At 66.8% G+C, this 23,891-nt stretch carries 13 protein-coding genes; 5 read left to right on the forward strand and 8 right to left on the reverse strand.

The annotated features are described in order from the left end of the window. Positions 1-88 precede the first annotated feature (88 nt). Positions 89-2,224, forward strand: coding sequence for a glycogen debranching protein GlgX (glgX, locus tag AOP75_RS11415; protein ID WP_062079213.1), 2,136 nt, complete (start codon positions 89-91; stop codon positions 2,222-2,224). Positions 2,225-2,287: 63 nt separating this feature from the next. Here the strand turns inward: glgX and AOP75_RS11420 are convergent, their stop codons facing one another. The 5 genes from AOP75_RS11420 to AOP75_RS11440 all read right to left on the reverse strand — a co-directional run bounded on the left by AOP75_RS11420 (position 2,288) and on the right by AOP75_RS11440 (position 12,181). Further along, positions 2,288-5,950, reverse strand: a complete 3,663-nt coding sequence (locus AOP75_RS11420; RefSeq protein WP_062079214.1) for a glycosyl hydrolase 53 family protein — start codon at positions 5,948-5,950, stop codon at positions 2,288-2,290. A 167-nt stretch (positions 5,951-6,117) separates the two neighbouring features. Continuing rightward, entirely contained in the window at positions 6,118-7,008 is an 891-nt protein-coding gene (locus AOP75_RS11425; RefSeq protein ID WP_062079215.1) for a sugar ABC transporter permease, read from the reverse strand. A 2-nt stretch (positions 7,009-7,010) separates the two neighbouring features. Continuing rightward, complete coding sequence (locus AOP75_RS11430; RefSeq protein WP_062079216.1) at positions 7,011-8,621, reverse strand: ABC transporter permease subunit; 1,611 nt, start codon at positions 8,619-8,621, stop codon at positions 7,011-7,013. Positions 8,622-8,723: 102 nt separating this feature from the next. Next, positions 8,724-10,001 (reverse strand): sugar ABC transporter substrate-binding protein, encoded by a 1,278-nt coding sequence (locus AOP75_RS11435; RefSeq protein ID WP_062079217.1) that lies wholly within the window; start codon positions 9,999-10,001, stop codon positions 8,724-8,726. A gap of 158 nt (positions 10,002-10,159) precedes the next feature. Then, a complete protein-coding gene (locus AOP75_RS11440; protein WP_062079218.1) occupies positions 10,160-12,181 on the reverse strand; it encodes a beta-galactosidase in 2,022 nt (673 codons plus the stop codon). A 434-nt stretch (positions 12,182-12,615) separates the two neighbouring features. On the opposite strand from AOP75_RS11440, the gene AOP75_RS11450 reads away from it, so the two are divergent. From AOP75_RS11450 to glgB, 3 genes are all read left to right on the forward strand, one after another. Then, positions 12,616-13,629 carry a LacI family DNA-binding transcriptional regulator gene (locus AOP75_RS11450; protein WP_062079270.1) on the forward strand — a complete coding sequence of 338 codons (1,014 nt, stop codon included), beginning with the start codon at positions 12,616-12,618 and terminating at the stop codon, positions 13,627-13,629. 104 nt (positions 13,630-13,733) lie between these two features. Further along, the gene (locus tag AOP75_RS11455) at positions 13,734-15,731 is read left to right on the forward strand and encodes an alpha-1,4-glucan--maltose-1-phosphate maltosyltransferase (protein WP_062079220.1); all 1,998 of its coding nucleotides are present in this window, start codon (positions 13,734-13,736) and stop codon (positions 15,729-15,731) included. A gap of 41 nt (positions 15,732-15,772) precedes the next feature. Continuing rightward, entirely contained in the window at positions 15,773-17,944 is a 2,172-nt protein-coding gene (gene glgB / locus AOP75_RS11460; protein WP_062079221.1) for a 1,4-alpha-glucan branching protein GlgB, read from the forward strand. Between the two features lie 127 nt (positions 17,945-18,071). On the opposite strand, the gene AOP75_RS11465 is transcribed toward glgB, so the two are convergent. Genes AOP75_RS11465 through AOP75_RS12770 form a run of 3 tightly spaced genes read right to left on the reverse strand, consistent with a single transcriptional unit; the run spans position 18,072 to position 21,030 of the window. Next, the gene (locus tag AOP75_RS11465; RefSeq protein ID WP_152650072.1) at positions 18,072-19,031 is read right to left on the reverse strand and encodes a tetratricopeptide repeat protein; all 960 of its coding nucleotides are present in this window, start codon (positions 19,029-19,031) and stop codon (positions 18,072-18,074) included. 26 nt (positions 19,032-19,057) lie between these two features. Next, positions 19,058-20,041 (reverse strand): DUF8094 domain-containing protein, encoded by a 984-nt coding sequence (locus AOP75_RS11470; protein WP_062079223.1) that lies wholly within the window; start codon positions 20,039-20,041, stop codon positions 19,058-19,060. Continuing rightward, positions 20,038-21,030, reverse strand: coding sequence for a hypothetical protein (locus AOP75_RS12770; protein WP_176564451.1), 993 nt, complete (start codon positions 21,028-21,030; stop codon positions 20,038-20,040). Before AOP75_RS12770 ends, AOP75_RS11470 begins: the two co-directional genes overlap by 4 nt. A gap of 140 nt (positions 21,031-21,170) precedes the next feature. Between AOP75_RS12770 and AOP75_RS11480 the strand changes: the two genes are divergently transcribed. Then, positions 21,171-23,885: an SPFH domain-containing protein gene (locus tag AOP75_RS11480; RefSeq protein ID WP_062079225.1), complete on the forward strand. Its 2,715-nt coding sequence runs from the start codon at positions 21,171-21,173 to the stop codon at positions 23,883-23,885. Positions 23,886-23,891 lie beyond the last annotated feature (6 nt).

Genomic DNA, 23,891 nt, shown 5'->3' on the forward strand with positions numbered 1-23,891 from the left:
TGCCGGAATCTCCCCTCTGTACACGCGGACACTCCCGCACGCGCACCGAAACGTTCCAATCACCCTCAAGATCGGCACAATAGAGACCATGACCATTGATGGAGTCATCCCGTCCCCCACTCCCCACCGCCTGGGGGTCCACCTCACCGATGGCGGCGCCGTCGTGGGCGTCTACTCAGGCCACGCCACCGGAGTAGACCTTTGCCTGTTCGACGACGCCGGCACGGAGACCCGCGTCCCCCTGCACGGCCCCACGGCAGGCGTGTGGCACGCGTTCGTCCCCGGGATCGGTGAGGGTCAGCACTACGGCTTCCGCGCCCACGGCCCCTGGGCTCCCAAGAAGGGACACCGCTACAACGCGAACAAACTCCTCCTCGACCCGTATGGCCGCGGCATCGAGGGCGACCTGATCCCCATGACGCACGAGCGTGCGGCGCAGCTGCTGTCCAATAAGGACGAGGCGGACACGGCAGAACTGATGCCGCGCTCGGTGGTCACCGCGGAACCCGGAGGCTCGTGGCAGACGCCGCACCCGCGCATCCCGTGGGAGGACACCGTCATCTACGAGCTGCATGTTAAGGGCTTCACCCAGCAGATGATGGATGTGCCCGAGCACCTACGCGGCACCTATGCAGGCCTTGCGCACCCCGCCGCCATTGAGTACCTCACGAGCCTGGGTGTCACGACCGTTGAACTATTGCCGGTGCACGCCTTCGCGTCCGAGCCGCACCTGGACCACGCGGGCCTCAGCAACTATTGGGGCTATTCGACGATGGGCTTCTTCGCCCCGCACGCGCCCTACGCGACGCAAGAGGCACAGGCCAAGGGGGCGCAAGGCGTCCTCGACGAGTTCGTCGGGATGGTGGACCTCCTGCACCAGGCCGGCCTCGAGGTCATCCTGGACGTGGTGTACAACCACACCGCAGAGGCGGGCTGGGGCGACCGTGTCCTGTCGTGGCGCGGCCTCGACAACCACGACTACTACCGCAGCCAGCCCAACTCCCCGGGTCACTACGACGACACCACGGGCACGGGCAACACCCTCGACTTCACCCACTCACGTGTAGTGCAGATGGCCATGGATTCGCTGCGCTACTGGACCGAAGAAGTGGGGGTCGACGGATTCCGGTTCGACTTGGCCGCCACGCTGGGGCGCACCGGGCACGGCTTCTCGACACGCCACCCGTTCCTGGTCGGCATCACCATGGACCCGCTCATTGGCGGCACCAAGTTGATCGCAGAGCCGTGGGACACCGGTATGGGCGGCTGGCAGGTCGGCAACTTCCCCGCTCCCATGGCCGAGTGGAACGACCGCTTCCGCGACAAGTTGCGATCCTTCTGGCTCACCGACACGGCGCGCGGTGGACGCAACCACCCGACCGCGCCCGAGCTCGCAACGCGCCTGGCCGGCTCAACGGACCTCTTTGGCCATACGGAGCCGCCATTGATGCGCGGCCCCGTCGCGTCGGTCAACTTCATTACCTGCCATGACGGCTTCACGATGGCTGACCTCACCGCCTACAACGGCAAGCACAACGAGGCCAATGGCGAAGACAACCGCGACGGCACGGACAACAACCGCTCATGGAACCACGGCTACGAGGGAGAGACGGATGAGGTCGAGATCAACGCCTACCGCAGGCGGTCGATCCGCAACCTTTTGGGCTCTCTCCTCCTGAGCGCGGGAACGCCCATGCTGTTGGCTGGCGACGAGTTCGGCAACACACAGAAGGGCAACAACAACGCGTACTGCCAAGACAACGAGATCTCGTGGCTGGACTGGTCCTTCCACCCCTGGCAGGCAGACATCCGTTCCACCGTGCAGCACTTGATTGCTCTGCGCCGCGAGAACCGCGTGCTGCGACCCAGCGAGTTCTACGACGGTCACGATCCGCGCCCGGATGACGACCGCCACCGCGCAGACTCGGCCTGGTTCAGGGCTGACGGCCAGCCCGAGTCGGAGGACTGGTGGGAGGACCCTGCCACTCGCGTGGTGCAGTTCATGCGCTCGCTGTCGGAGGACGGCGAAGCTGATGCCCTGCTCGTCATCAACGGCACTCGCACCCCGGTAGAGGTCACTCTTCCAGCGGACGAAGGCGGCGCCTGGGAGCTGGTGTGGGACTCCGCGTGGGAGTCGCCCGTGGGCGTGGCGGTCGAGACCGTCCAGCCCGGCGACGTGCAAGTAGTCGAGGACCTCACGGTCCAGCTGTACTTGTCCCGATAAACGGGCCGATGCCCGGGTGAGGTGCCGTACGCACCTCACCCGGGCATCGGGCTGTACAGGGGTCTAGCTCCGGCGACGCACCACCAGGGCCGTACCCGCGGCCGCGAACGCAATCGCGACCAGTAGCAGGCCGGCGAGCCGACCGCCATCGGCGCCCGTGACGGGCAGCGCCTCTCCGGTCGCGTCGTCGCCACTGGCGACGGCGTCCTGGGCGGGAGCCTCGACCGTGATGGCGTACTCGGCAAGGATCGCACCGCTCGCGTCACGCACTTGCAGGTGGTGGCGCCCCGGCTCGAGGTCCGCCGGGATCGTCACGGTGACGATCGCGGATCCATCAACGACGTCCACCTGCGCGAGGCGCTGGTAAACGCTAGCGATGCCCACCTCAACCTGGCCGTCGGGAAGACCGGTCAGGCGTAGCGTGATGGTGTCCCCTGCCGTCACCGTTGTCAGGCCACCGCCCACCTCGATGGTGGGGGTACCCGTGGGCTCGGGCGTGGGCTCCTCGGTGGGGACCGGCGTGGGTTCGGCCGTCGGCCCAGTGGTGGGTTCCTCGGTCGGTTCCGGCGTGGTGTCCGTGCTTGGTTCGGGAGTGGGCTCCGGCGTGGGCTCGACGGGGTCCTCGCGCTCCACCAGTGCATCGAGTGCTGACCGCACCCCGGCGGTGGCCCTGGCGATCGCGTCCTGTGCCGGGGCATCAGCCCCCAGCACCACGTGGGCCCGCTCCACGGCGAGGTCCAGGGCTGCGACCGACTCCGTGGTGTACGACTCACGGTCGACCGCAGCAGCCTCGTCAAGCACGGCCGTCAGAGCGGTCGTGTCTGCAGGGTCTGCATCGCTGATCCGCTCGAGCACCACGTTGTCTGCGTAAGACCAGTCACCGCGCACAATCTCTGCCGACAACGAGATGTCAACGGCAGCGGGCTGTGCGAGCGTGAACTCCACGGACTGCGTGTCCTGGTCCGGCCACCCTAGGAGTCCGAGGTCAACGGAATGGTACGCGGCACCATCCCACACACCCAGCTCGTAGGTAGTCGAGGAAGCGCTGTTGTCCAGGCCGAGAACGTTGTTCCCTCCGGCCACCGTGGCCGACACACGGTACGTGCCGGCCTGGAGCTCATCCGTCGTCTGCTTGGCGCTGAGCCAGAAGTCGGGCCCCTCAGAGTCGTCCGACCATCCATTGAGCGCGAAGCTGCCCTCGATCTCGCTGTACTCGGATACCCATGCGGTGCCAACCTCGGCGGCCGGCCACTCGTCGCCTGCGGTGATCTCCCACGGCGACGCGTCCTGCGTGCCATTCTCGAATCCTCCGTTCGCGAGCAACAGCGCCGGTCGCACGGTGATGGTGGCGGTGGCGGTCCACCCGTTTTCCGTCAGGCCGGTCACGGTGTACACGCCGGGTCCGGAAATCCACTCGTACGAGTCGTTCCAGGTCACGGCCTCCGTGCTGGTGGAATCGTCGAAAGCCGTCACGGTGACGGTCTCCGGCAAAACGACGGTGGCGCCGTCCACGATGTCGAGCGACACCGGCACCACGGTCGGGTCGGGAGTGGTGGCGTCACCCGTCTCGAGTCCGTCGATGGCGGCCTGGAGTGCAGCGGTAGCACCGTCGACCGTCGCTTGGCTGGGGTTTCCTGCGCCGAGCGCGAAGTCCGCACGCTGGAGGGCGCGCTCAAGTGCCAGCACCGAGACCGCCGTGTAACCCTCGGTATCGATGTCACGCGCTTGAGCCGCCAGGTCGGCGAGCTCAGTGGTGTGGGCGACGGGCAGTTCAGAACCGAGAGCAAACGTGACGTCGTCGAGGGTTCCCCACGCACCGGGGCCCATGTCCCACTCGATCCAAATATCCACCGTGCCGCCCGCCGAGACGCTGAGGAGGTCCGTGGTGGGGTTCTGCCACACCTCATATCCCTGGAGCGTCGCGGAAGCGCTCACCGTGCTGATCCCGTGCTGCGCGTAGACGGTGACAGACGCATCAGGTGAGGCTCCGTCGCCCTGCGCAAATGCCGACAACCGGTACGTGCCCGCTGGCACGCCCGTGAGAGTCTGCGCGATCTCGAAGGAGTTGGCGTTGGTGCTGTACCAGTGCGTGGCACGGGCGCCGGAGCGCGGGTCTTCCTCGCGGCCAATCGTGAAGCCGGTGCCAGTGCCGGTCCACCCAGCGGCAACATCCTCAAACCCGGGGTTGACGACGAGGTTGTCGCCCGTCGAGTTGGAGTCGAGGACCTCGACCGTCGCCGTGACGTCGATGCCCCCTGCGGTCGTACCGGTGATCGTGTACCGACCTGGCCCGTCGATCCACTCTGTGCGCGCGTTCCACGTCACCGTCGCTTGCTCGCTGGTGCCGTCGGTGTAGCGGACCTCGACGCTTGAGGGCAGCGAGATCGTGGCACCATCCGTCACGGTCAGCGATGGCGATGCGACTCCGTCGACCTCGCGGGGTGCGACGGATCCGGTGACCGCGTACTCGTACACATTCAGTGACTCGAGAGGGTGGCCGTCAAAGTCGAACAGCGCCTGGTTGTCCCACGATGTACCGCCGTAGTAGACGCCCGCGTCGTCGGGCTCATACTCGCCCGCGAAACTTGAGGCCCACCCCGACCCGTGGGCTTCCCACAGTTCCTTGTTGGACTCGAGCGCGCTGGGCGGCCCGACGGGAAGCCACGCGGGCTCCCAGTAGAAGGTGCCGATGCCGCGCCCGCCGTCCACGTCTGCGACGGCCTGCATGACGTCGCGGATCGCGAGGGCCTGGCCCTGGACAGAGATGGAGTACTGGTCGTACGCCGTCTTGATGGTGTTCTCATGCCCATCGCCGTCCGCGAGCGTGTACGCCCAGGACACCTCCGCGACAGCCACGTCCTTGTGATGCTCGTTCGCAATCTCGTTCAGGCTCGCGGTGAGGTCATCGAGATCACCGTGCCAGAACGGGTAGTACGAGCTCAGAAACACGTCGTAGTCGACATTCTGTGCGGCAAGCTGGTCGGCAAAGTCCGGGTGGTTGCCGCGCTCAGGGTTCGTGAAGTGCACTGCGACCTTGGCATCAGGCACCACCTCCCGCACCGCAGAGGCGCCCGCGTCAACCACGGTTGCGAAGTCCGACCAGCCGCCTACTTCCACAATCTGTTCGGAAGAGTTGGGGGTGTTCTCGTTGCCGATCTGCACCATGCCGACGTCGACGCCGGCATCCTTCATAGTCTGGAGGGTCTCGCGGGTGTAGTCCTCAACCGCCTGCGCCCGCTGCTCCACAGTGTCGAGGTCCTTCCACGCCTTGGGCAGTTGCTGCTGGCCAGGGTGCGCCCAGAAGTCCGAATAGTGGAAGTTCACGAGGACCTGCATGCCGGCCGCGGTAGCGCGCTTGCCGATCTCGGTCGCACGGTCCGCGTCCACGTTGCCGCCGCCGTAGCCGTTGCCATCGGCCGTCCACGGGTCGTTCCAGACACGGACGCGAACCCAGTTCACGCCGTGGTCGGCGAGCACCGTGAAGAGGTCCTCTTCCTGGCCCGCCTCGTTGTAGAAGGTGACGCCTGACTCCTCCAGCGAGAGGATCGACGAGATGTCGACGCCGTTGATCCAGTCATCCCCCATCCCCTCAACTTTGGGGACGGTGATGCCGGCCTCGACGGGGCCGTCGTCGGCTGCGACAGCGGCTGTCGACAGCCCGCCTATCGCGAGAGCGGAGGCGGCGAGTCCCGCCGTGACCGCTCCCAATTGCGAACGCCATGTCATGGGGTGATTCCTTTCGATCGTCGTTGATTCGAGTCCACGTCATCCGTGTAGGTCGCCCGGGCTGCCTGCTCGGGATCCCTACATTCAGGGACCGGCGCAATGGGACCGGTCCCAGCATCGGCCCGAAGAGAGGGGCGCCTCCACAGAGGCGCCCCTACTCTCGGGACTTAACCCTTCACCGAGCCGGCCGTGAGGCCGCCCACGATGTACTTCTGCAGCGACAGGAAGATGATCAACACCGGCACTGCGGCGATCACGGCTCCTGCAGCGAACAATCCCCAGTTGGCACTGAGCTGGTTCGAAACCCACTGGTACATGCCGACCGCGAGCGTCCACTGATCCTCAGATACCAGCACAATCTTCGCCAAGATGAAGTCACCGAACGCGGAGATGAAGGCGAGCAGGCCCACCACCGCAAGGATGGGCGTCACCAGCGGCATGATCAGCTTCCAGAAGATCTGCGCGTGCGTGGCGCCGTCCACCTTCGCGGACTCGTCGATGTCTGTCGGAATGGTGTTGAAGAACCCGTACATGAGGAACGTGTTCGCGCCCAGCGCGCCGCCAAGGTACACGCAGATGAGGGCGATCTTGGAGTTGATCCCCAGCGCGGGGAACACGTCACCCAGCGCCGTCAGCAACAAGAACACTGAGACGAAGGCCACGGTCTGCGGGAACATCTGCACGATCAGCAGGGTCGTCAGACCCGCACGGCGGCCCTTGAAGCGGAAGCGAGAGAATGCGTACGCAGCGCACGCGCCCATGAAGACCGCGCCCAGGGCGGAGGACACTCCCACGATGAGAGTGTTGCCCACCCACGTCCAGTACGAGGTGTCGTTCAGGGCCGCATAGTTGCTCAGCGAGATGTCTGAAAACAGCGCGCCACCGGACGACAATGTTCCTGATGCCGACAATGACGCCGACAGCACGTAGACCAGCGGGAATGCGGCATAGAAAATGATGACCGCAGCCACGGGATACTTCCAGCCGATCTCCGCCCACCAGCGCCCGCGGCGCGAGGGGGAACGACGGACGGGAGCCTGAGTAGTCGTCGCAGTCATGACTAGATCTCCTCCAGCTTGCGGGTCTGACGGAAGGCAATCGCGGAGATGATTCCGACGAAGATGAACACCAGGATCGACAACGCCGAGGCCAGACCGTAGTCAGCCGAGCCGCCGGAGACTCCCGAGATGTTGTAGATCGCTGAGATCAAAATGTCCGTCGATCCCAGCCCGGATGTGCCGGGGAATGGCGGACCGCCCTCGGTCAACATGTAGATAATCGTGAAGTTGTTGAAGTTGAACGCGAACGAAGAGATCGCCAGCGGCGCGGTCGACACCAGCAGGAGCGGCAGCGTGATGGATCGGAACTGGCGCCAGCGCCCAGCGCCGTCAATCTTCGACGCCTCCATGGTCTCGCTGGGGAGTGCCTGCAGCGCGCCGGTGCAGACCAAGAACCAGTAGGGGTAGCTCAGCCACAGGTTCACCCACAGCACGGCGAACTTGGCGAGCCATGGGTCTCCCAACCAGTTGATGTCCGCACCAAAGAAGAACCAGTCGTTGATGATTCCGAACTCGCGGTTCAGCATGCCTCGCCACAACAGCGCGGACATGAAGGCAGGGAACGCGTACGGCAGGATGAACACCGTGCGCATCCACTTGCGGCCGCGAATGCGGGGGTCGTTGTAGATCAGCGCGAACAGCAGGCCCAAGCCAAAGCTCGTCAGCACCGTGAGGATTGCGAAGGCGAACGTCCACAGGGTGACCTTGGCCAATGGGCCGGCCAGCGCGTCGTCAGTGACTGCTCGCACAAAGTTGTCGAAGCCCACGGTGACGTACCAACCGGTGGGGAGGCTGTCGCCGTTGTCGGCAACAAAGTTTCCGGTCTCCTGGTCCGCGTAGTAGACCGTGCCGGTTTCCTTGTCCGTGAAGGTCTGCGCCTCGTCGTCCCAGTCAATGGACGACTGGTACACGGCACCGGAGGCGCCGTCGCGCGAGCGCATCGATCCGTCCTCGGGATCGTCGGAGACGGGCACGCGCAGGTCGATGACCTCGGCCTGCAAGTCCGCGTCTGCAAAGAGGTCGGCGCGGCTGACAACCTCCCAGCCGGGCACCTCGGTGGGAACACCGGAGTCGCTCACGGCACCACCGTCGACGGGCTCAAGCGGCTGCTCCTCAGAGCCCACGCGCACAAAGCCTTCCTCATCGGTGACAGCGAAGCCGACGGTGTCGCCATCGCGCACCACGGCGAGCGGGTACGTGGGCGAGCCCTCGACTCGGCGCTCGTTCTGGATCAGCGTGGCCTCGACGGCCTGTTCCTGCGAGCCAGCGTGACCGGTGCCGTAGTTCGTGAAAGCGACGTAGCCAGTGTACGCGAGGGTGAAAAGCTGGAAGATGGCCAGGAAGATCAGGCCGGGAAAGAGGTACTTGAGCGGCAGCGTTCGCTTCGCGAAGTAGATGATGTTGGCGGCGATCAGCAGGATCACGGAGCACGCGAGAATTGCCCACGCCTCCGAGTTGACCGCTGAGAAAACGATCGCGAGGCCGAGCGCGTTGACCAGGGCCATCATGATGAGCTTCGCAATGAAGCCCCATCCGAGTCCCGCCCAGCGGCGTGCATGCGATTCCTGAGGTGCCGGCGTACCGTTCACCGTCACCGCGGCGTCCTTGGCCATGAATCTCTCCTGCTGAATGTCGTCGTTGCCAATCAGGGGACGGGCCGTCCCCGGGGGTGGAGAGTGAGGCGGGCCAGCATGCAACCCGCCTCACTCCTCACGTTAGCCGATGGAAGCTTCGAGCTCCGCGACCATGTCGTCCCAGGTGCCGGCAGGGTCGTCAGACGCGCCGGTGATGAGCTGGATTTCAGCGGCGTTCCACAGGTCCCACACGTTGCCCATCTCGGGGATGGACGGCATCGGCACACCCTGCGAGGCAGAGGCCACGAAGCCGGCGGTGATGGGGTCAGCGGAGAACTCCTCGGCCAGCGCGGTCAGCGCGGGCAGGCGGGGGTCAGCCTCGTACAGCGCGCGCTGCGCGTCCTCGGTGGCCAGGTAGCCGGTGAGGAACTCGTTGGCCAGCAAGGCGTTGTCCGACTGAGCGGAGATGTAGAAGCCCTGCACGCCCACGAACGGAGCTGCAGTCTCGCCGCCAGCAGAGACCATCGGGGACACAACGAGGTTCATCGAGTCGTCATCGAAGAACGGCATCCAGGGGCCCTGCAGGATGAAGGGAACTTCACCGTTCGCGAAGAGGGTGTTCGACGTGTCGTAGTCGATGGTGTCGGAGAAGTAGCCGTTGCCTGCCTGGCCGTTCTCGTAGAGGAACTCGGCGAAGGCCTGTCCGGCCTCGCCGCCCATGCCGACCTCGGAGGTGTACGAACCCGACTCGTCCTGGACGAAGACGGGAGCGCCAAAGGAGGTCTGCAGCGGGTACGCCGAGTAGCCGTCGCCTGCGGTGCCGTTCGTGAACAGCAGGAAGGGACGGTCCTCGAAGCCGGCGTCAACCGACATCTGGATCATCTCGTCCCACGTGGTGGGTGCGGTGTCACCCACGAGGTCAGCGTTCTGGATGAGCGCGATGGCCTCGGTGGCGTACGGGAGGCCGTAGAGCTGGCCGTCGTAGGTGAAGGCGTCGACAGCGACCTCTTCGAAGTCGCCAGCCACGTCGCCGAGGTCGACGGTGTTCACGACACCGGCCTCAACGAGCGCGCCCAGCCAGTCGTGTGCGCCGACGGTGATGTCGGGGCCCTCGCCGGTGGGAACCTGTGCGATGAAGTCGTTGCGCAGGTCTTCGAAGTTCTTCTGGACGATCTCGACGGTGGCGCCGGTGTCAGCCTCGAAGGTGTCGGCCACGGCCTGGATCGCGCCCTCACGCTCGGCGTCGGTCCAGATGGTCAGCGTCTGGCCCGATGCGTCGATCGAGTCCGTAGTCTCCGAGGCCGAGGTCTCGGGCTCAGCACTCGTCGCGGTCTCGGCCGGCTCGGGGTCCGAGCTGCACGCTGCCAGGAGAGCGGCGGTCGCGACGAACGCGGCTCCCATTCCGATCTGCTTACGCATGGTCTGTCCTTTCGGTTGTCGTGGCGCCTGGACTCTTCGGTGAGACCTGTGATCGACGCCTGACATGGTGTTGTGGGTGGGTGAAGACGGGGTTAGCCGTCGTGGTGGTTGGTGGTCGTTGCAGGTGGTCGCACCACCGGCATGGAAGGCTGGCGCAACTAGCGACCACCTCCCCACTCACCTGCGGCGGTACGGACGACGGCTACGTCGCCGCCTGCCACAGTGAGTTGTCCGTCGACCTGGGCGCCGGTGAGGGCGTTTGTTCCCGTGATCGACAGGTCTGCTGCGTCGTCGGTGTGGTTGCACACCACGACGAAATCTTCTGCACCGCTGGTGCGCACCATGACCTCGACGCCCTCGGGGGCCGATGCCGGGGTCAGTCCCGCATCCGCGTATGCGTCCGCGAAGACATGGGCGAGGGCAGAGACGCTCAAGCGGGTGCCGACGTACCAGGACACGCCCGTGCCGTGTTGGTGGCGGGTGATGGCGGGAAGTCCAGCGCCGGGACCGTCGGTGAACGTGCCGCGGACCTCGGCGCCAGCGAGCGCCATGTCCTCTGCCCACACGTCGGTCTCGATGCTCTCTGCGCCGTAGGCAACGTGGCACGTCTCGCCGGCGCGCAGGGGCAGGAACTCCTCGATGGTGAGCCCCAGTGCGTTCTTCAGGGGCGCTCCAAAGCCGCCGGCGTGGACCGCATCGTGCTCGTCGACAATCCCAGAGAACGCGCCAACGACGAGCGTGCCGCCTGCCTCGACGTAGGCCTCGAGGTTGCGCCCGGCCTCAGCGGTGAGCAGGTAGGAACTGGGGGCCACCACCATGCGGTAGCCGCTGAGGTCAGCCTCGGGGTGAGCGAAGTCGACCTGCACGCCATCGCGCCACAGGCGCTCGTAGTACGCACGCATGCGCTCGCGGAACTGAAGGTCGTCCGACGGGCGCCATTCCAGGTCGTGCGCCCACAGCGACTCCCAGTCGTACAGGACTGCCACGGCTGCCGTGGTGCGGGCGCCGCGGATGTCCGCGAGGGCCTTGAGGTCCTGGCCCAACCCGGCGACCTCGCGGAACACGCGAGACCGCGGGCCGGCGTGGGGCACCATCGCGGAGTGGAACTTCTCCGCGCCGGAGCGGGACGCGCGCCATTGGAAGAACGCGATGCCGTCAGCGCCGCGGCCCAGGTGGGTCAGCGCGTTGCGGCGCATCTCCCCCGGGCGCTTGGCAACGTTGTGCCCCTGCCAGTTGACGGCGGAGGTGGAGTGCTCCATCAAAATCCAGGGGTTGCCACCTGCGACCGACCGCGTGAGGTCGGCAGACAGCGCGAGGCCGACGTGTGCGTCGGGGTCGGGCGCCCACAGGTAGTGGTCGTCAGAGACGACGTCGACCTCGCGTGCCCACTTCCACAGGTCCGTGTTCCACGACTGGTGAGCCATGAAGTTCGTGGTGATCGGCTGCGAGGCCCGCTCGCGGATCACGTCGCGCTCAATGCGGAAGCACTCGCGCAGCTGGTCGTCCGTGAAGCGCGCCCAATCCAACTTCATCGCGGGGTTCGCGATGGTGGGGGTAGCGGCCGGGGCAACCACGTGCTCCCAGTCTCCATAACGCTGACCCCAGAAGGCGGTGCCCCAGGCATCGTTGAGCGCATCCAGCGTCTCGTAGCGCGCCTGCAGCCAGCGCCGCCATGACGCGACCGCTCGCGGACCAAAGTCCTCTGCGACGGGCACGCCGTACTCATTGTGAATGTGCCACATCACCACTGCGGGATGGCTCGCGTACCGGTCCGCGAGGGCCCCGGCCATACGTGCGATCGCCTCGCGGTATTCCGGCGCGGCGTGCGAGGCCATACCGCGTGAGCCGAACCCCATGACGGTGCCGTCCTTGAGGGTGACGCGCGCCTCGGGGTACTGGTGAAAGAACCATGCGGGCGGAGAGACCGAGGGGGTGCCCAGGTCAGCGGAGATGCCGTTGGCGTGCAGGAGGTCGAGCAAGTCGTCGAGCCAACCGAACTCGTAGAGGCCTTCCTTGGGCTCCAAGAGCGCCCACGAAAAGATGCCGACCGAGACGAAGTTCACCCCCGCCTCGCGCATCAGCGCGACGTCCTCATCCCAGACCTCACGGGGCCACTGCTCGGGGTTGTAGTCCCCGCCGTAGGCGATCCCGTCGAGATCCGGCCAAGTGTTCGACGTCATGACTCTCCATCGTGTCCAGGCCCTGGGTGGGCCAACTGCGGTGCCGGTCACCGTGCAACTGTGACCGGTCCCAGTTTCACTCGCCCCCGTCGCGTTCACCAACCGAAATCGGTGATCGTGACGAAACCGTGATGAAACATCCGGGCGACCGCTGCCGCACCATGCAAGCGCTTGCTTCTTGGGCGATCCCCGTCGATGCAAGCGCTTACATCGTGCGTCATGCAGGTCGGTTCCTGCAAATGCAGGGCGCCGTCGTAACCGAATCGTGACGAGAAACTCACAGCCGTCGCCCGCCCCACGAGACCTTCGGCCTCCTGCCCAGCCACAGCGTCGTCCCTGATCAGGAGCCCACCCGCCGGCCACGGGAGCCCTCATCCCGTACCGCGCGGAGGCCTCACCGCCAGGTCGCGCCCGGAAGGCGGCTAGAGTCTGTGATCGTGAGCAACACCGCCAAACGCAAACCCACCATCCGCGACGTCGCGGCCGCCGCCGGGGTCTCCCGTGGCACGGTGTCGCGCGTCCTCAACGGTGGGCATTGGGTGTCGCCCGACGCGCGCGACAAGGTGGAGGCAGCGATCGCCGCGACCGGCTATCACGCGAATCACCACGCCCGCTCACTCGCCACTGGCCGCGCGGACTCCGTCGCGTTCCTACTCACCGAGCCCCAGCACCTCCTGTTTGCGGACCCCACCTTCGCGATCTTGTTGCGAGGCGCCGCAGAAGCGCTTGCCAAGCACAACAAGACCCTGGTCCTGCTCGTTGCGGGCACGCCCCAGGAACGCGACAACGTCGCGCAGTTCGTCGCCGCCGGCCACGTGGATGGCGTGCTGCTGATCTCCTCACATGAGTCGGACCCGCTCATCGACACCCTGATCGACACAGGCGTGCCCACCGTCGCCTGCGGCATCCCGCTTGGACACGAGAACCAGATTCCGACGGTGTCCGTGGACGAGGCAGTGTCCGCCCGCACCGCCACTGCGCACCTGCGCGCACTCGGCCGCGAGCGCATCGCGCACATCGCCGGTCCAGAAGACACCCCCGGCGGACGCTTCCGCCGCGTGGGCTACCGCGAGGCGTTGGGCGACCTCTACGACCCTGCGCTCGTGGAAGCCGGAGACTTTTCCCGGGATTCGGGTGCGGAGGCGATGGCAAATCTGCTGGCTCGCGAGCCTCACATCGACGCCGTGTTCGCCGCGTCTGACCGGATGGCTGCAGGTGCCATTCTTGCCCTCCAGCAGGCCGGCAAGACGGTCCCCGGCGATGTCGCGGTGGTCGGGTTCGACGACTCAGGACTCGCTGCCAGCTTTGACCCGCCGCTGACGACCATGCACCAGCCATTCGACGAGATTTCCGAGGCCATGGTGGACCTCGTCCTGCGCGCGGCAGCTGGCAAGGACGCCCCCTCCGTGACCATGCCAGCCGCGCTCGTGGTGCGCGCGAGCGCCTAGCTCACAGCCAGCAGGCGGCCGAGTACAACGCGGCCCCGGCATCGGCCCTGTTCCCAGGCGCGCCGCAGGTACACAGCACGCGCCAAGCCCTGTAGGTTCGACCTATGGCCTTCCCAGGAGAACTGTCGGTCGGACGCATCCCCGTTGTAGGCGTGGGCCCCTCCCTCGAAGAGGGACGGTGGGCCGCTCGCGCCGTGATCGGAGAAGCGGTGCCCATCTGGGCAACCATCTTTCGCGAGGGGCACGATGCCGAGGGCGCGACCGTCGTGGTCACGCGGCCGGACGGCAAGCGTGATTCCGTCCCCATGCCCCTTCGCGACTTCGGCAACTCGCTGTACCAAACGACCTATGTCCCCCACCTCGAAGGCATGCACACCTTCCGCGTCGAGGCATGGTCAGACCCCTACGCAACCTGGGCGCACGCGGCCGACGTCAAGGTGCAGGCTGGCGTCGACGTGCAACTCATGCTCGATGAGGGCGTTGAGGTCCTCACCCGCGCGCTCGCTGTCCGCCGCAAGGCCGCGCGCAAGGACCTACTCAACGCCGCGCTGACCGCACTGCGGAACACCAAGCTCAGCCCCGACAAGCGCCTGGCCCCTGCCATCAGCGCAGACGTCAAGCAGGAGATGACCGAGCGCCCTCTGCGCGAGTGGGTCAGCCCCTCCCGGGAGTATCCGCTGCTCGTTCAGCGCGAGAAGGCGCTGGTGAGCGCCTGGTACGAGATCTTCCCCCGTTCCGAGGGCGCCAAGTACAACAAGCGCACCGGCCAGTGGAAGTCCGGGACCTTCACCACCGCCGCCAAGCGCCTGCCGGCCATCGCGGAGATGGGCTTTGACGTTGTCTACCTCACGCCCATTCACCCGATCGGGATGACCCACCGCAAGGGGCGCAACAACTCCCTCCAAGCGGAGCCCACTGACCCCGGGAGCCCGTACGCAATCGGCGGGCCCGAGGGCGGCCACGACGCACTCCACCCGGAACTGGGCACCATGCGCCAGTTCACATCCTTCGTGAAGGCCGCTGCCGACCAGGGCCTTGAGGTCGCGCTCGACCTCGCTCTCCAGTGCTCGCCCGACCACCCCTGGGTGCACGAACACCCCGAGTGGTTCACCCAGCGACTCGACGGCACCATCGCGTACGCGGAGAACCCGCCCAAGAAGTACCAAGACATCTACCCCCTCAACTTCGACAATGATCCAGAGGGGATCTACCAGGCCATCCGCGAGGTGCTCCAAGTCTGGATTGACGCTGGCGTGACGCTGTTCCGGGTGGATAACCCCCACACCAAGCCGCTGACCTTCTGGGAGCGCCTGCTCGCGGACGTTGCCCGCACCCACCCCGAGGTGATCTTCCTCGCCGAGGCATTCACGCGACCGGCCATGATGCACACCCTCGCGCGCATTGGCTTCCACCAGTCGTACACGTACTTCACGTGGCGTCCCACGGCAGAAGAGATGGCGGAGTACCTCGAGGAGGTCTCCGGAAAGTCCAGCTTCTACATGCGCCCCAACTTTTGGCCCACCACCCACGACATCCTCACTCCGGACATGCAGGCCGGTGGCGCGCCGCTCTACCAGGCACGCGCCGTCCTGGCCGGAACCGGGTCGCCGTCCTACGGCATCTACACCGGCTACGAGCTCGTCGAGAACGTGCCCAGGCCGGGCGTCGAGGAGCAGATCGACAACGAGAAGTACGAGTTCAAGCAGCGCGACTGGACGCAAGCGGATGCGCTCGGCGTCAAAGACGTGATCACCAAGGTCAATGCGGCACGCAAGCGGCACGTCGCCCTGCGTCGCCTGCGCGGCCTCACGGTGCACACCTCATCCAACCCCCAGATCCTCGTGTACTCGCGCCACGTGCCGGCCGACGAGTCGCCGACGGGCAAGGCGGACACCGTCATCATGGTCGTCAGCTTTGCCCCGCACGACGTCCACGACGCCATCATTCGGCTCGACATGGAAGCGCTCGATCTCACCGACGACGCTCGTATCGTGGTTGATGATGCGCTCACGGGGCAGACCTTCACGTGGGGCCGCGAGTTCTACGTCAAACTGGACCCGACCGACACCATGGCGCACATTGCGCAGGTGCGAATTCCATGATCGCGCTCCACCACCACGACACGACTGAGAGGCGGTAGCGCATGGCTGCCAGGGACTTTGACCCGGGAGTACTCGCCGAAGTAGCGGCGGGGACGCACCACGAACCGCACGCGGTCCTCGGCCCGCACGCCGGCACCGAGGGCCAGACCATCCGCGTGTTGCGGCCGCTCGCCTCCCGAGTGCGCATCGAGACGCTCGACGGCACCTTCGAGGCGGAGCACGAGCAAGAAGGCGTCTGGCGTGCTGACGTCCCAGGCGAGGACGCACCGGACTACCGCGTGCACGTCACCTATGACGGCGACGAGACCGTGCAGGACGACCCCTACCGCTTTATGCCAACCCTGGGCGAACTTGACCTCCACCTCATTCGCGAAGGCCGCCACGAACGCCTGTGGGGTGTGCTCGGCGCCAACGTTCGCACTTACCCGTCGGTCCTAGGCGAGGTACACGGCACCTCTTTCGCCGTCTGGGCCCCCAACGCACGCTCCGTGCGGATTGTGGGCGACTTCAACCACTGGAACGGAGTGGGCCACGCCATGCGCTCGCTGGGCGCGTCCGGCGTGTGGGAACTGTTCATCCCTGGGGTGGCCGCGGGCGCTCGCTATAAGTACGAAATCCTCGGCAAGGACGGCGCATGGCGCCAGAAGGCCGACCCCATGGCCCGCGCCACGGAGATTCCTCCGCAGACGGCATCCGTCGTGGCCGAGTCCTCCTACACCTGGAACGATGACCGGTGGATGACCCGCCGCGGCCAGGCAGAGGCACACCGCGCTCCCATGAGCGTCTACGAGGTTCACCTCGGCTCGTGGAAGCAGGGCCTGGGCTACCGCGAACTCGCGCAGGAACTCGTCGCGTACGTCAAGGAACTGAACTTCACCCATGTGGAGTTCTTGCCGGTGATGGAACACCCCTTTGGCGGCTCCTGGGGATACCAGGTCACCGGCTACTACGCGCCCACGTCTCGATTCGGCACGCCGGACGAGCTGCGCTACCTGATCGACACCCTTCACCAGGCAGGCATTGGCGTCATCTTGGATTGGGTCCCCGGCCACTTCCCCAAGGACGAGTGGGCGCTAGGACGCTTTGACGGCACGCCGTTGTACGAGCACCCCGACCCGTTGCGCGGGGAACAGCCCGACTGGGGCACCTACATCTTTGACTTTGGCCGGCCAGAGGTCCGCAACTTCCTTGTCGCCAATGCCGTGTACTGGCTGCAAGAGTTCCACGCGGACGGGCTCCGCGTGGACGCCGTGGCGTCGATGCTTTACCTCGACTACTCGCGCCAAGCAGGTCAGTGGCGCCCCAACGTGCACGGCGGTCGCGAGAACCTCGACGCCATCGCGTTCCTGCAGGAGGCGAACGCGACCGCGTACCGCACCAACGCCGGGATCGTGATGATCGCGGAGGAATCCACGGCATGGCCAGGCGTCACCCAGCCCACCTCTGCCGGTGGCCTTGGGTTTGGGCTCAAGTGGAACATGGGCTGGATGAACGACACCCTGCGCTACCTGCGCGAGGAGACCATCAGCCGCTCTCACCATCACCACACCGCGACGTTCTCCCTGATGTACGCCTTCTCCGAGCAGTTCATGCTGCCCCTGAGTCACGATGAGGTCGTCCACGGCAAGGGCTCTCTCATGGAGCGCATGCCTGGAGACCACTGGCAAAAGGTCGCCGGACTCCGGGCGCTCTTCGCGTATCAGTGGGCCCACCCCGGCAAGCAGTTGCTGTTCATGGGCTGCGAGATTGGTCAGGAGGCGGAGTGGTCAGAGGGCCGCTCGCTGGACTGGTGGCACCTGGAGGACTCGCTGCATGGCGGCCTCAAGGACCTCATCCGTGACCTCAACGCGATGTACGTTGCCACCCCCGCCCTGTGGGAGCGCGATTCCGATCCCCAGGGCTTTACGTGGATCGACGCGGACGATGCTGACCGCAATGTATTGACGTTCCTGCGCTGGGATTCACGCGGCGAGCCTGTCGCGGTGGCGATCAACTTCGCGGGCGTGCCCCACGAGAACTATCGCCTGGGCCTGCCCTCAGGAGGAATGTGGGACGAGATCCTCAATACCGACGCTGAGCACTACGGTGGCTCCGGCGTGGGCAATCTGGGCCGCGTCGCTTCTGAGGACCGGAAGGTCGGGTCGTGGGAGCACTCCGCGACAGTCCGTCTGCCCCCGCTAGGGGCAGTGTTCTTCCGTCCGAGCAAGGACTAGCCGCCTCTTCCGTCCCCCGCCAAATGGCTCCATTTCGCTGTTATGCGTAGCTAAAACAGCGAAATGGAGCCATTTGGCAAGGTGGGGGCGGGTGGCGAGGAGCCGGGCAGGCCCGGCCAGCCGCTCGTTAGAAGAGCGCTGCCGAGAGAGCCCGGCGCGCGTCCGCCACACGTGGATCCGCGGCGCCCACGACATCGAAGAGCTCCACGAGGCGCAGGCGTACCCGGTCGCGGTCATCCCCGGCGGTCACCTTCACGGCGTCGATGAGGCGAGCGAAGGCGTCCTCGACCTGGCCGCCAAGCACGTCCATGTCCGCGACAGCCATCTGCGCATCGATGTCCTGCGGGTTGTCCGCCGCAGCCGTGCGCACCGCACCCAGGTCCGCACCCTTGGTCCGCTCCATGAGCGAGACCTGAGCGCGTCCGGCCTTGGCATCAGCGTCCTTGGGGTTTTCACGCAGTGCCCGGTCGTAGGCGTCGATCGCCGCCGCGTAGTCCTCACGCTCGATCGCGTCGTAGGCCTCCTGATGCAACGGAGGCAAAGGCTCGGGCTCGGGCTCGGCGGCCGGCTCGCCGTCGGCCGGTCCCTGGGCGGCACGGCCGGTGACGCCGTTCTGAGCGGCGATCTCGAGCACCTGGTCCAGGACGCCAGTGATCTGGTCGTCCTCGGGGGCACCCTGGAACAGCGGCGCAGGCCGGGCGGCAATGAGGGCCATCACCGTCGGCACCGCGCTGATCTGGAGAGCTTGCGCGATCTGCCCGTTCGTGTCGATGTCGCACTGTCCAAGCAGCAGCCGCCCGTCGTAGCGGGCGATCAGCGTCTGCATGCGCGTCACCAGTTCCTTCGACGCCGGAGAGGCGGAGGACAGGAACACGATGACCACGGGGACCTCGGTGGAGGTCTGCGCGAGGTCATTGAGGTTGGCGTCAGTGACGTCGATCACGGATCCGGCCGATGCTGCAGCCGCCTGGGGCACGCCACCAGCGGCAGGAGCGGCGGGAGCGGCGGGAGCGGAAGGCGCTGAGGCAGCCAACTGGGACAGGTCGGGGGCGCCGCGCAGCGGCACCTCGGGGTTCTGAGAAGTCATCATTCCTCGGGAATCGGGGGCTCGGGTCAGTCTTCAGAGATGGAGATGAGGTTGTGGTCGGCCGCGACGATCGCGGGCTGGTCCTCGGAATCCGCGGCAGGCACGTACATCACCACGAGGTCGCGGTACTCGTATACCGCCACGTCCTCGATGTCACCATCCACCAACGGCTGCTGGTCTGCGGAAATTTCCACGATGCCGTCGTCGACGGAGAACGATGACTCGATGGTGACGGGCGCAAACACCAAGGCGCCGCCCTCTGCGGTCCCCATCACATATGTGTCGTCGATGTCCGACTGAATGGTGTCGACGTACTCGCCGTCAGCATCCTCAGCCGCCTCGGTGAGCGTCTCGCGCGATGCGAAGATCTGCTCGCGGTAAGCGTCAGGCGCGAACGTCTCCTCGAACTCGGAGTCGGTGCCGCTGCGCAAGAGGTCAAGGTAGTTGCTGATCGCGTCCTCGGGGGTCATCTGCAGACCCTCGGCCGTCACGTCGAGTTGTGGGGCTCCCGTGGTGGTACCGGCCATCGCGGGGATCGTGGCGCCCGGGATCATGTGGGACCACTGGCGCAGCTGGTACTCATCGTCAATGCTGTCCTGAACCCACATCATGACCACGGGCGTCGAGTCGTCGCTCGCGGGTTCGGTCACGACGGCCATGGAGCGCGGGAAGGTCTCTGCTCCGGACGAGTACACCGCTTGGACGCCCTCGGGGATCGCCACTGGGTCCGGGCCGTCCTCCTCATCGGCGAGCGTGTACTGCGCGTCACGGATGGGCACCACGTCGCCGCCCACGCGCTCGCTGAGCAGTTCGACATCGAGCTCCGAATCTGCCTCAGCCAACTCTGCGTGCGTCTCCTCCACGATGCGGGTGGACTGCGGTTCCAACAGCGCGGCCTTGAGCGGCAGCTCCGGATCTTCCGTCACGGGCTCAGGGACGTCCGCGACGCAGCCGGTCAACAGGAGAAGGGCCGATGCCCCGGTCACCGTGGCAATAAAGCGGCGGTTCATGCGCGGCCCCCTTCGCTGTCGGTCGGGCGGTCGTCGTCACCGGAGGCGGAGGGGTCATCCTCAGTGGGCTGGTCGCCCCCGGCTTGCTCGGCGCTGGACGCTACGGGGGCGTCGGCGGGCGTGGCTGCGGGTTCTTCGTCGAGCGAGGCCTCAGGCAGGTGCTCGCCGGAGGCACGCCGCGCACGACGAGTGCCAGGCTCGCTGCCGTCCTCAGTGATGCTCCGGCCGGCGCGCCAGGACTCCACCTTGGCCTGCGCGGGGCGCAAATCGATGAAGCGCAGGAGCAACGCGATGAGGCCAATCAGGGTCAGGGCCGCGCCCCACCAGATCAGCGGAGTAATCCAGCCGTCGTTGACCTCGCGCGTGAGGCGTAGGTCGGCCTGCTCGAGCGGCGAGCCATCGCGGCTGGTCACGATCAGGGTCTCGCCCTCGGGGACGTCGGAGGCGAGCACCGCAACGCGGTCAGCGCCGTTCCATTGCTCCCGCCAGTGGTCCGTCGAGACCTCTTCCAGGACATCGGCCTGCTCGGCTTCCGCGTCCGCCGAGGGGGAGGCCGACGGGCTCGCCTCGGCCGAGGGGCTCGCTGACTCGGAGGGGCTGGCCGACGCGCTGGCCGACGCGCTCGCCGACGGCGAGGCGGATGCACTGGGGCTGGCGCTTGTGTCTGGCTCCGCAGGCTCATACGGGGCGGTGGACAGGGTCTCCCACTCGGGCAGGCCCGTGATAGCGGTGGCGTCGCGCTCGGCAAGCCATGCGTCGGCGTCTGCGGGGCGCGCGGTGAGAGCAACGATGTCGCCGCTACCGCTTACTCCCAGGCGAGACTGCGCGGCAAATTCGATCATTGCCGGCGAATACACCACCACAGACGTGTCGACGTCAGCTGTGGCCACGACATCGCGTGGCGGACGCTGCGCATCAGCAATCAGGCCCGTGATCAACAGGAGCACTCCCAGCACTCCCGCTGCCAGGGCAGCCGTCCTCAAGGTCACTCGATCCTCCTAGGGTTCTGCCTTCACTTTAGGAGACTTCTGCCGATTGGGACACTTCGCGGCTTTGTCGGGGTCCGTCAGGCGCACTACCCTGGGACCGACTGCGCGGGCCGCAACCCAGCCGCGCGGGAGGAGAAATAATGCCCGAAGACAGCTTGGCCTTCCCCGTCGCGATGCGCGGCTACGACCGTGAAGCGGTCGCCGCTCACATCGCCCGCCTGGAGGATTCCCTCAAGGAGGCGCGGGAAGCAGCGCAGAACGCCCAACAGGAAGCGTCGACAACGCGTGGCGCCCTGGAGGAGGCTCAGAAGTCGCTGCGGGAGTCCGAGCAGCCCACGTACAAGGGTCTGGGAGCCCGCGTTGAGCAGCTACTGCGCTCAGCGGAGGAGCAGTCGTCCGACGTGATCCAGCGCGCCAACACGCACGCCCAGGACACGGTTGCGCGGGCCAACGTCTCCGCACAACAGTTGCGAGCGCGTGCTGACAACGAGGTCGCCGAGATCCTGGCCCAGTCCCGACGCGAAGCGGAAGAGATCCGCACCGCAGCGGAGTCAGAGGCCGCCGGCACTCGCGAGTCCGCTGAGCGGCAAGCTGCCGAGACCGTCGAGCGCGCTCGCCGCGACGCCGAGCGTGTCAAGGCCGGCATCGACACGGAGATCGCTGAACTCAAGGCAGGTGCTGACCGCGAGGTTCACACCATGCGGGCCACCGCGGAGCGCGAGACCACCGAACTCAAGGTCACCACTCAGCGTGAAGCAACCGAGGCGCTCGACACTGCCCGCGCTGAGGCGGAGCAGACGGTTGCGGCAGCCAAGGAAGAGGCCGAGGGCCTGCGGGCCGAGGCCGCGAAGGCCCTCGAAGACGCCAGGGTCGAGGCCAAGCGTATGGCGGCCGAGGCTCAGGAGGTGCGCAACGCTGCGGACGCCGAGGCGGCGGACATTCGCATCTCTGCGGATTCCGATGCGGCCTCGATGCGCAACGACGCCCAGCAGTTCCTGTCCCAGGCAGGGCGCGAGGCGGAGGCCATGCGCCGCGAAGCGGAAACGGAAGCGCGCGACCTGCGCACAGAGGTCCAGCGCGAGGTGGACTCGCTGCGCGCAGACACCGACGAGTACGACGAGGCGACCCGCGCAGACGCGGAACAGTACGCCCACACCACGCACGCCGAGGCAGACGACTACAAGGCGACGACGCAGACAGCCGCGGATGAGTACAGCGCGCGCTTGCGGGCAGACGCCGACGCGGCATTGGCTGCCGCGCACGCCGCCGCAGCCGAGCACCGCGCGCAGGTGGAGCGTGAGGCGGACGCTTACGATCACGACACCCGCACGGCTGCCGACGACTACAGCACACAAACCCGCACGGAGGCCGACGACTACGACTCCGCGACCAGGGCGGACGCCGATCAGTACACCGTCGACACCCGCGCCGAGGCCGATGACTACAAGGCGTCGACGCACGCCGCGGCGGACGAGTACAGCGCGACAACGCGTGGCGAGGCCGACGACTACAGCGCCGCGACGCGCACGGAGGCGGACGAGTACAAGTCGGCCGTTCAGGCGGAAGCGGACGACTACAGCGCCGCGACCCGTCGCGAGGCCGACAACTACGCCGAGGCGACCAGGACCGACGCCGACTCCTACTCCACCCAGACGCGGGCGGACGCGGATACCTACTCCGAGCACACCCGCGCTCAGGCCGACGCTGACGCTGCCGAGGTCCGCCAGGAGGCTGACGCCTACGACGAGGCTCAGCGGTCGCAGGCAGACGAGTACCGTCGCGTCACCATCGCGGACGCCGACGGCTACGAAACCACCACGCGCGAGGCCGCTGATCAATACAGCGACACCACTCGTGCCGAGGCAGACGAGTACAAGGCGGCGACTGAGGCAGCCGGCGACGAGTACAGCGCGACGACCCGCAAGGACGCCGACGACTACGCAGTGGCGACCAAGGAAGCGGCCGAGACCGCGTCTCGCCAGGTGCGCAAGGAAGCCGACCTCTACGACCAGGCCACCCGCAAGGAAGCCGACGAGTACGCGCAGACCACGCGTACAGCAGCCGACGACGACGCGTCGCAGGTGCGGCTCGAGGCAGACGACTACGACGCGGCGACTCGCCACGAGACGGACACCTACGCCGAGACGACCCGTCGCGAAGCGGACACCTACGCGCAGTCCACGCGCGACACCGCCGACCGCGATGCCGCGAAGAAGGCCCAGGACGCCGCCGACGAGGCGGAGGAGCGCATCGCGGCCGCTCGCCAAGAGGCCAACCACATCGTCACGACGGCTCAGCGCGACGCTGACCAGGCGCGCGCCGAGGGCCACGCCGACGCTGAGGCCGCCCACGAGGAGGCACGCCGGGCCCGCGAGGATCTTCAAATCGAGATCGCACAGCGCCGCGAGAACGCCGAGAAGGAGCTCACGGCCCGTCACGAAGAGGCCAAGGCGGAGACCGCCGCGATGGTTGAGGACGCTCGAGTGCGGGCGGACGAGGCCGAGCAGCGCCTGTCCGATGCCCTGGAACGTGCGGAGACAGTGCGTCGGGATGCCGAGGTACATTCGCAGAGCCTGCTGTCGAACGCGCGCAACAACGCCGACGAGATTGTCTCCGACGCGCGCGAGCACGCCGAGGGCATCATCTCCGAGGCCGTGTCCGATGCCGAGCGCGAGCGCTCCAACGCGCAGCAGGAGGTCGATGAACTCAACCGCCAGCGCGAGTCGATCACGACCTACCTCGACGACCTACGCGGTCTGCTGAGCGCCGACCCCGTGGCGGGCCTGGCGAAGGCGACCGCGCTCAAGGAGCAGCACGAGGCTGAAGAGGCCGACGACACCTCGGTCCAGCGCTAGGGGCCC

The organism is Demequina globuliformis (assembly GCF_000975155.1).
GTDB lineage: Bacteria > Actinomycetota > Actinomycetes > Actinomycetales > Demequinaceae > Demequina > Demequina globuliformis.

Coding starts and splice junctions, on each gene's coding strand:
- glgX (WP_062079213.1), top strand. CDS start 89: ATGACCATTGATGGAGTCATCCCGTCCCCCACTCCCCACCGCCTGGGG.
- AOP75_RS11420 (WP_062079214.1), bottom strand. CDS start 5,950: ATGACATGGCGTTCGCAATTGGGAGCGGTCACGGCGGGACTCGCCGCC.
- AOP75_RS11425 (WP_062079215.1), bottom strand. CDS start 7,008: ATGACTGCGACGACTACTCAGGCTCCCGTCCGTCGTTCCCCCTCGCGC.
- AOP75_RS11430 (WP_062079216.1), bottom strand. CDS start 8,621: ATGGCCAAGGACGCCGCGGTGACGGTGAACGGTACGCCGGCACCTCAG.
- AOP75_RS11435 (WP_062079217.1), bottom strand. CDS start 10,001: ATGCGTAAGCAGATCGGAATGGGAGCCGCGTTCGTCGCGACCGCCGCT.
- AOP75_RS11440 (WP_062079218.1), bottom strand. CDS start 12,181: ATGACGTCGAACACTTGGCCGGATCTCGACGGGATCGCCTACGGCGGG.
- AOP75_RS11455 (WP_062079220.1), top strand. CDS start 13,734: ATGGCCTTCCCAGGAGAACTGTCGGTCGGACGCATCCCCGTTGTAGGC.
- glgB (WP_062079221.1), top strand. CDS start 15,773: ATGGCTGCCAGGGACTTTGACCCGGGAGTACTCGCCGAAGTAGCGGCG.
- AOP75_RS11465 (WP_152650072.1), bottom strand. CDS start 19,031: ATGACTTCTCAGAACCCCGAGGTGCCGCTGCGCGGCGCCCCCGACCTG.
- AOP75_RS11470 (WP_062079223.1), bottom strand. CDS start 20,041: ATGAACCGCCGCTTTATTGCCACGGTGACCGGGGCATCGGCCCTTCTC.
- AOP75_RS11480 (WP_062079225.1), top strand. CDS start 21,171: ATGCCCGAAGACAGCTTGGCCTTCCCCGTCGCGATGCGCGGCTACGAC.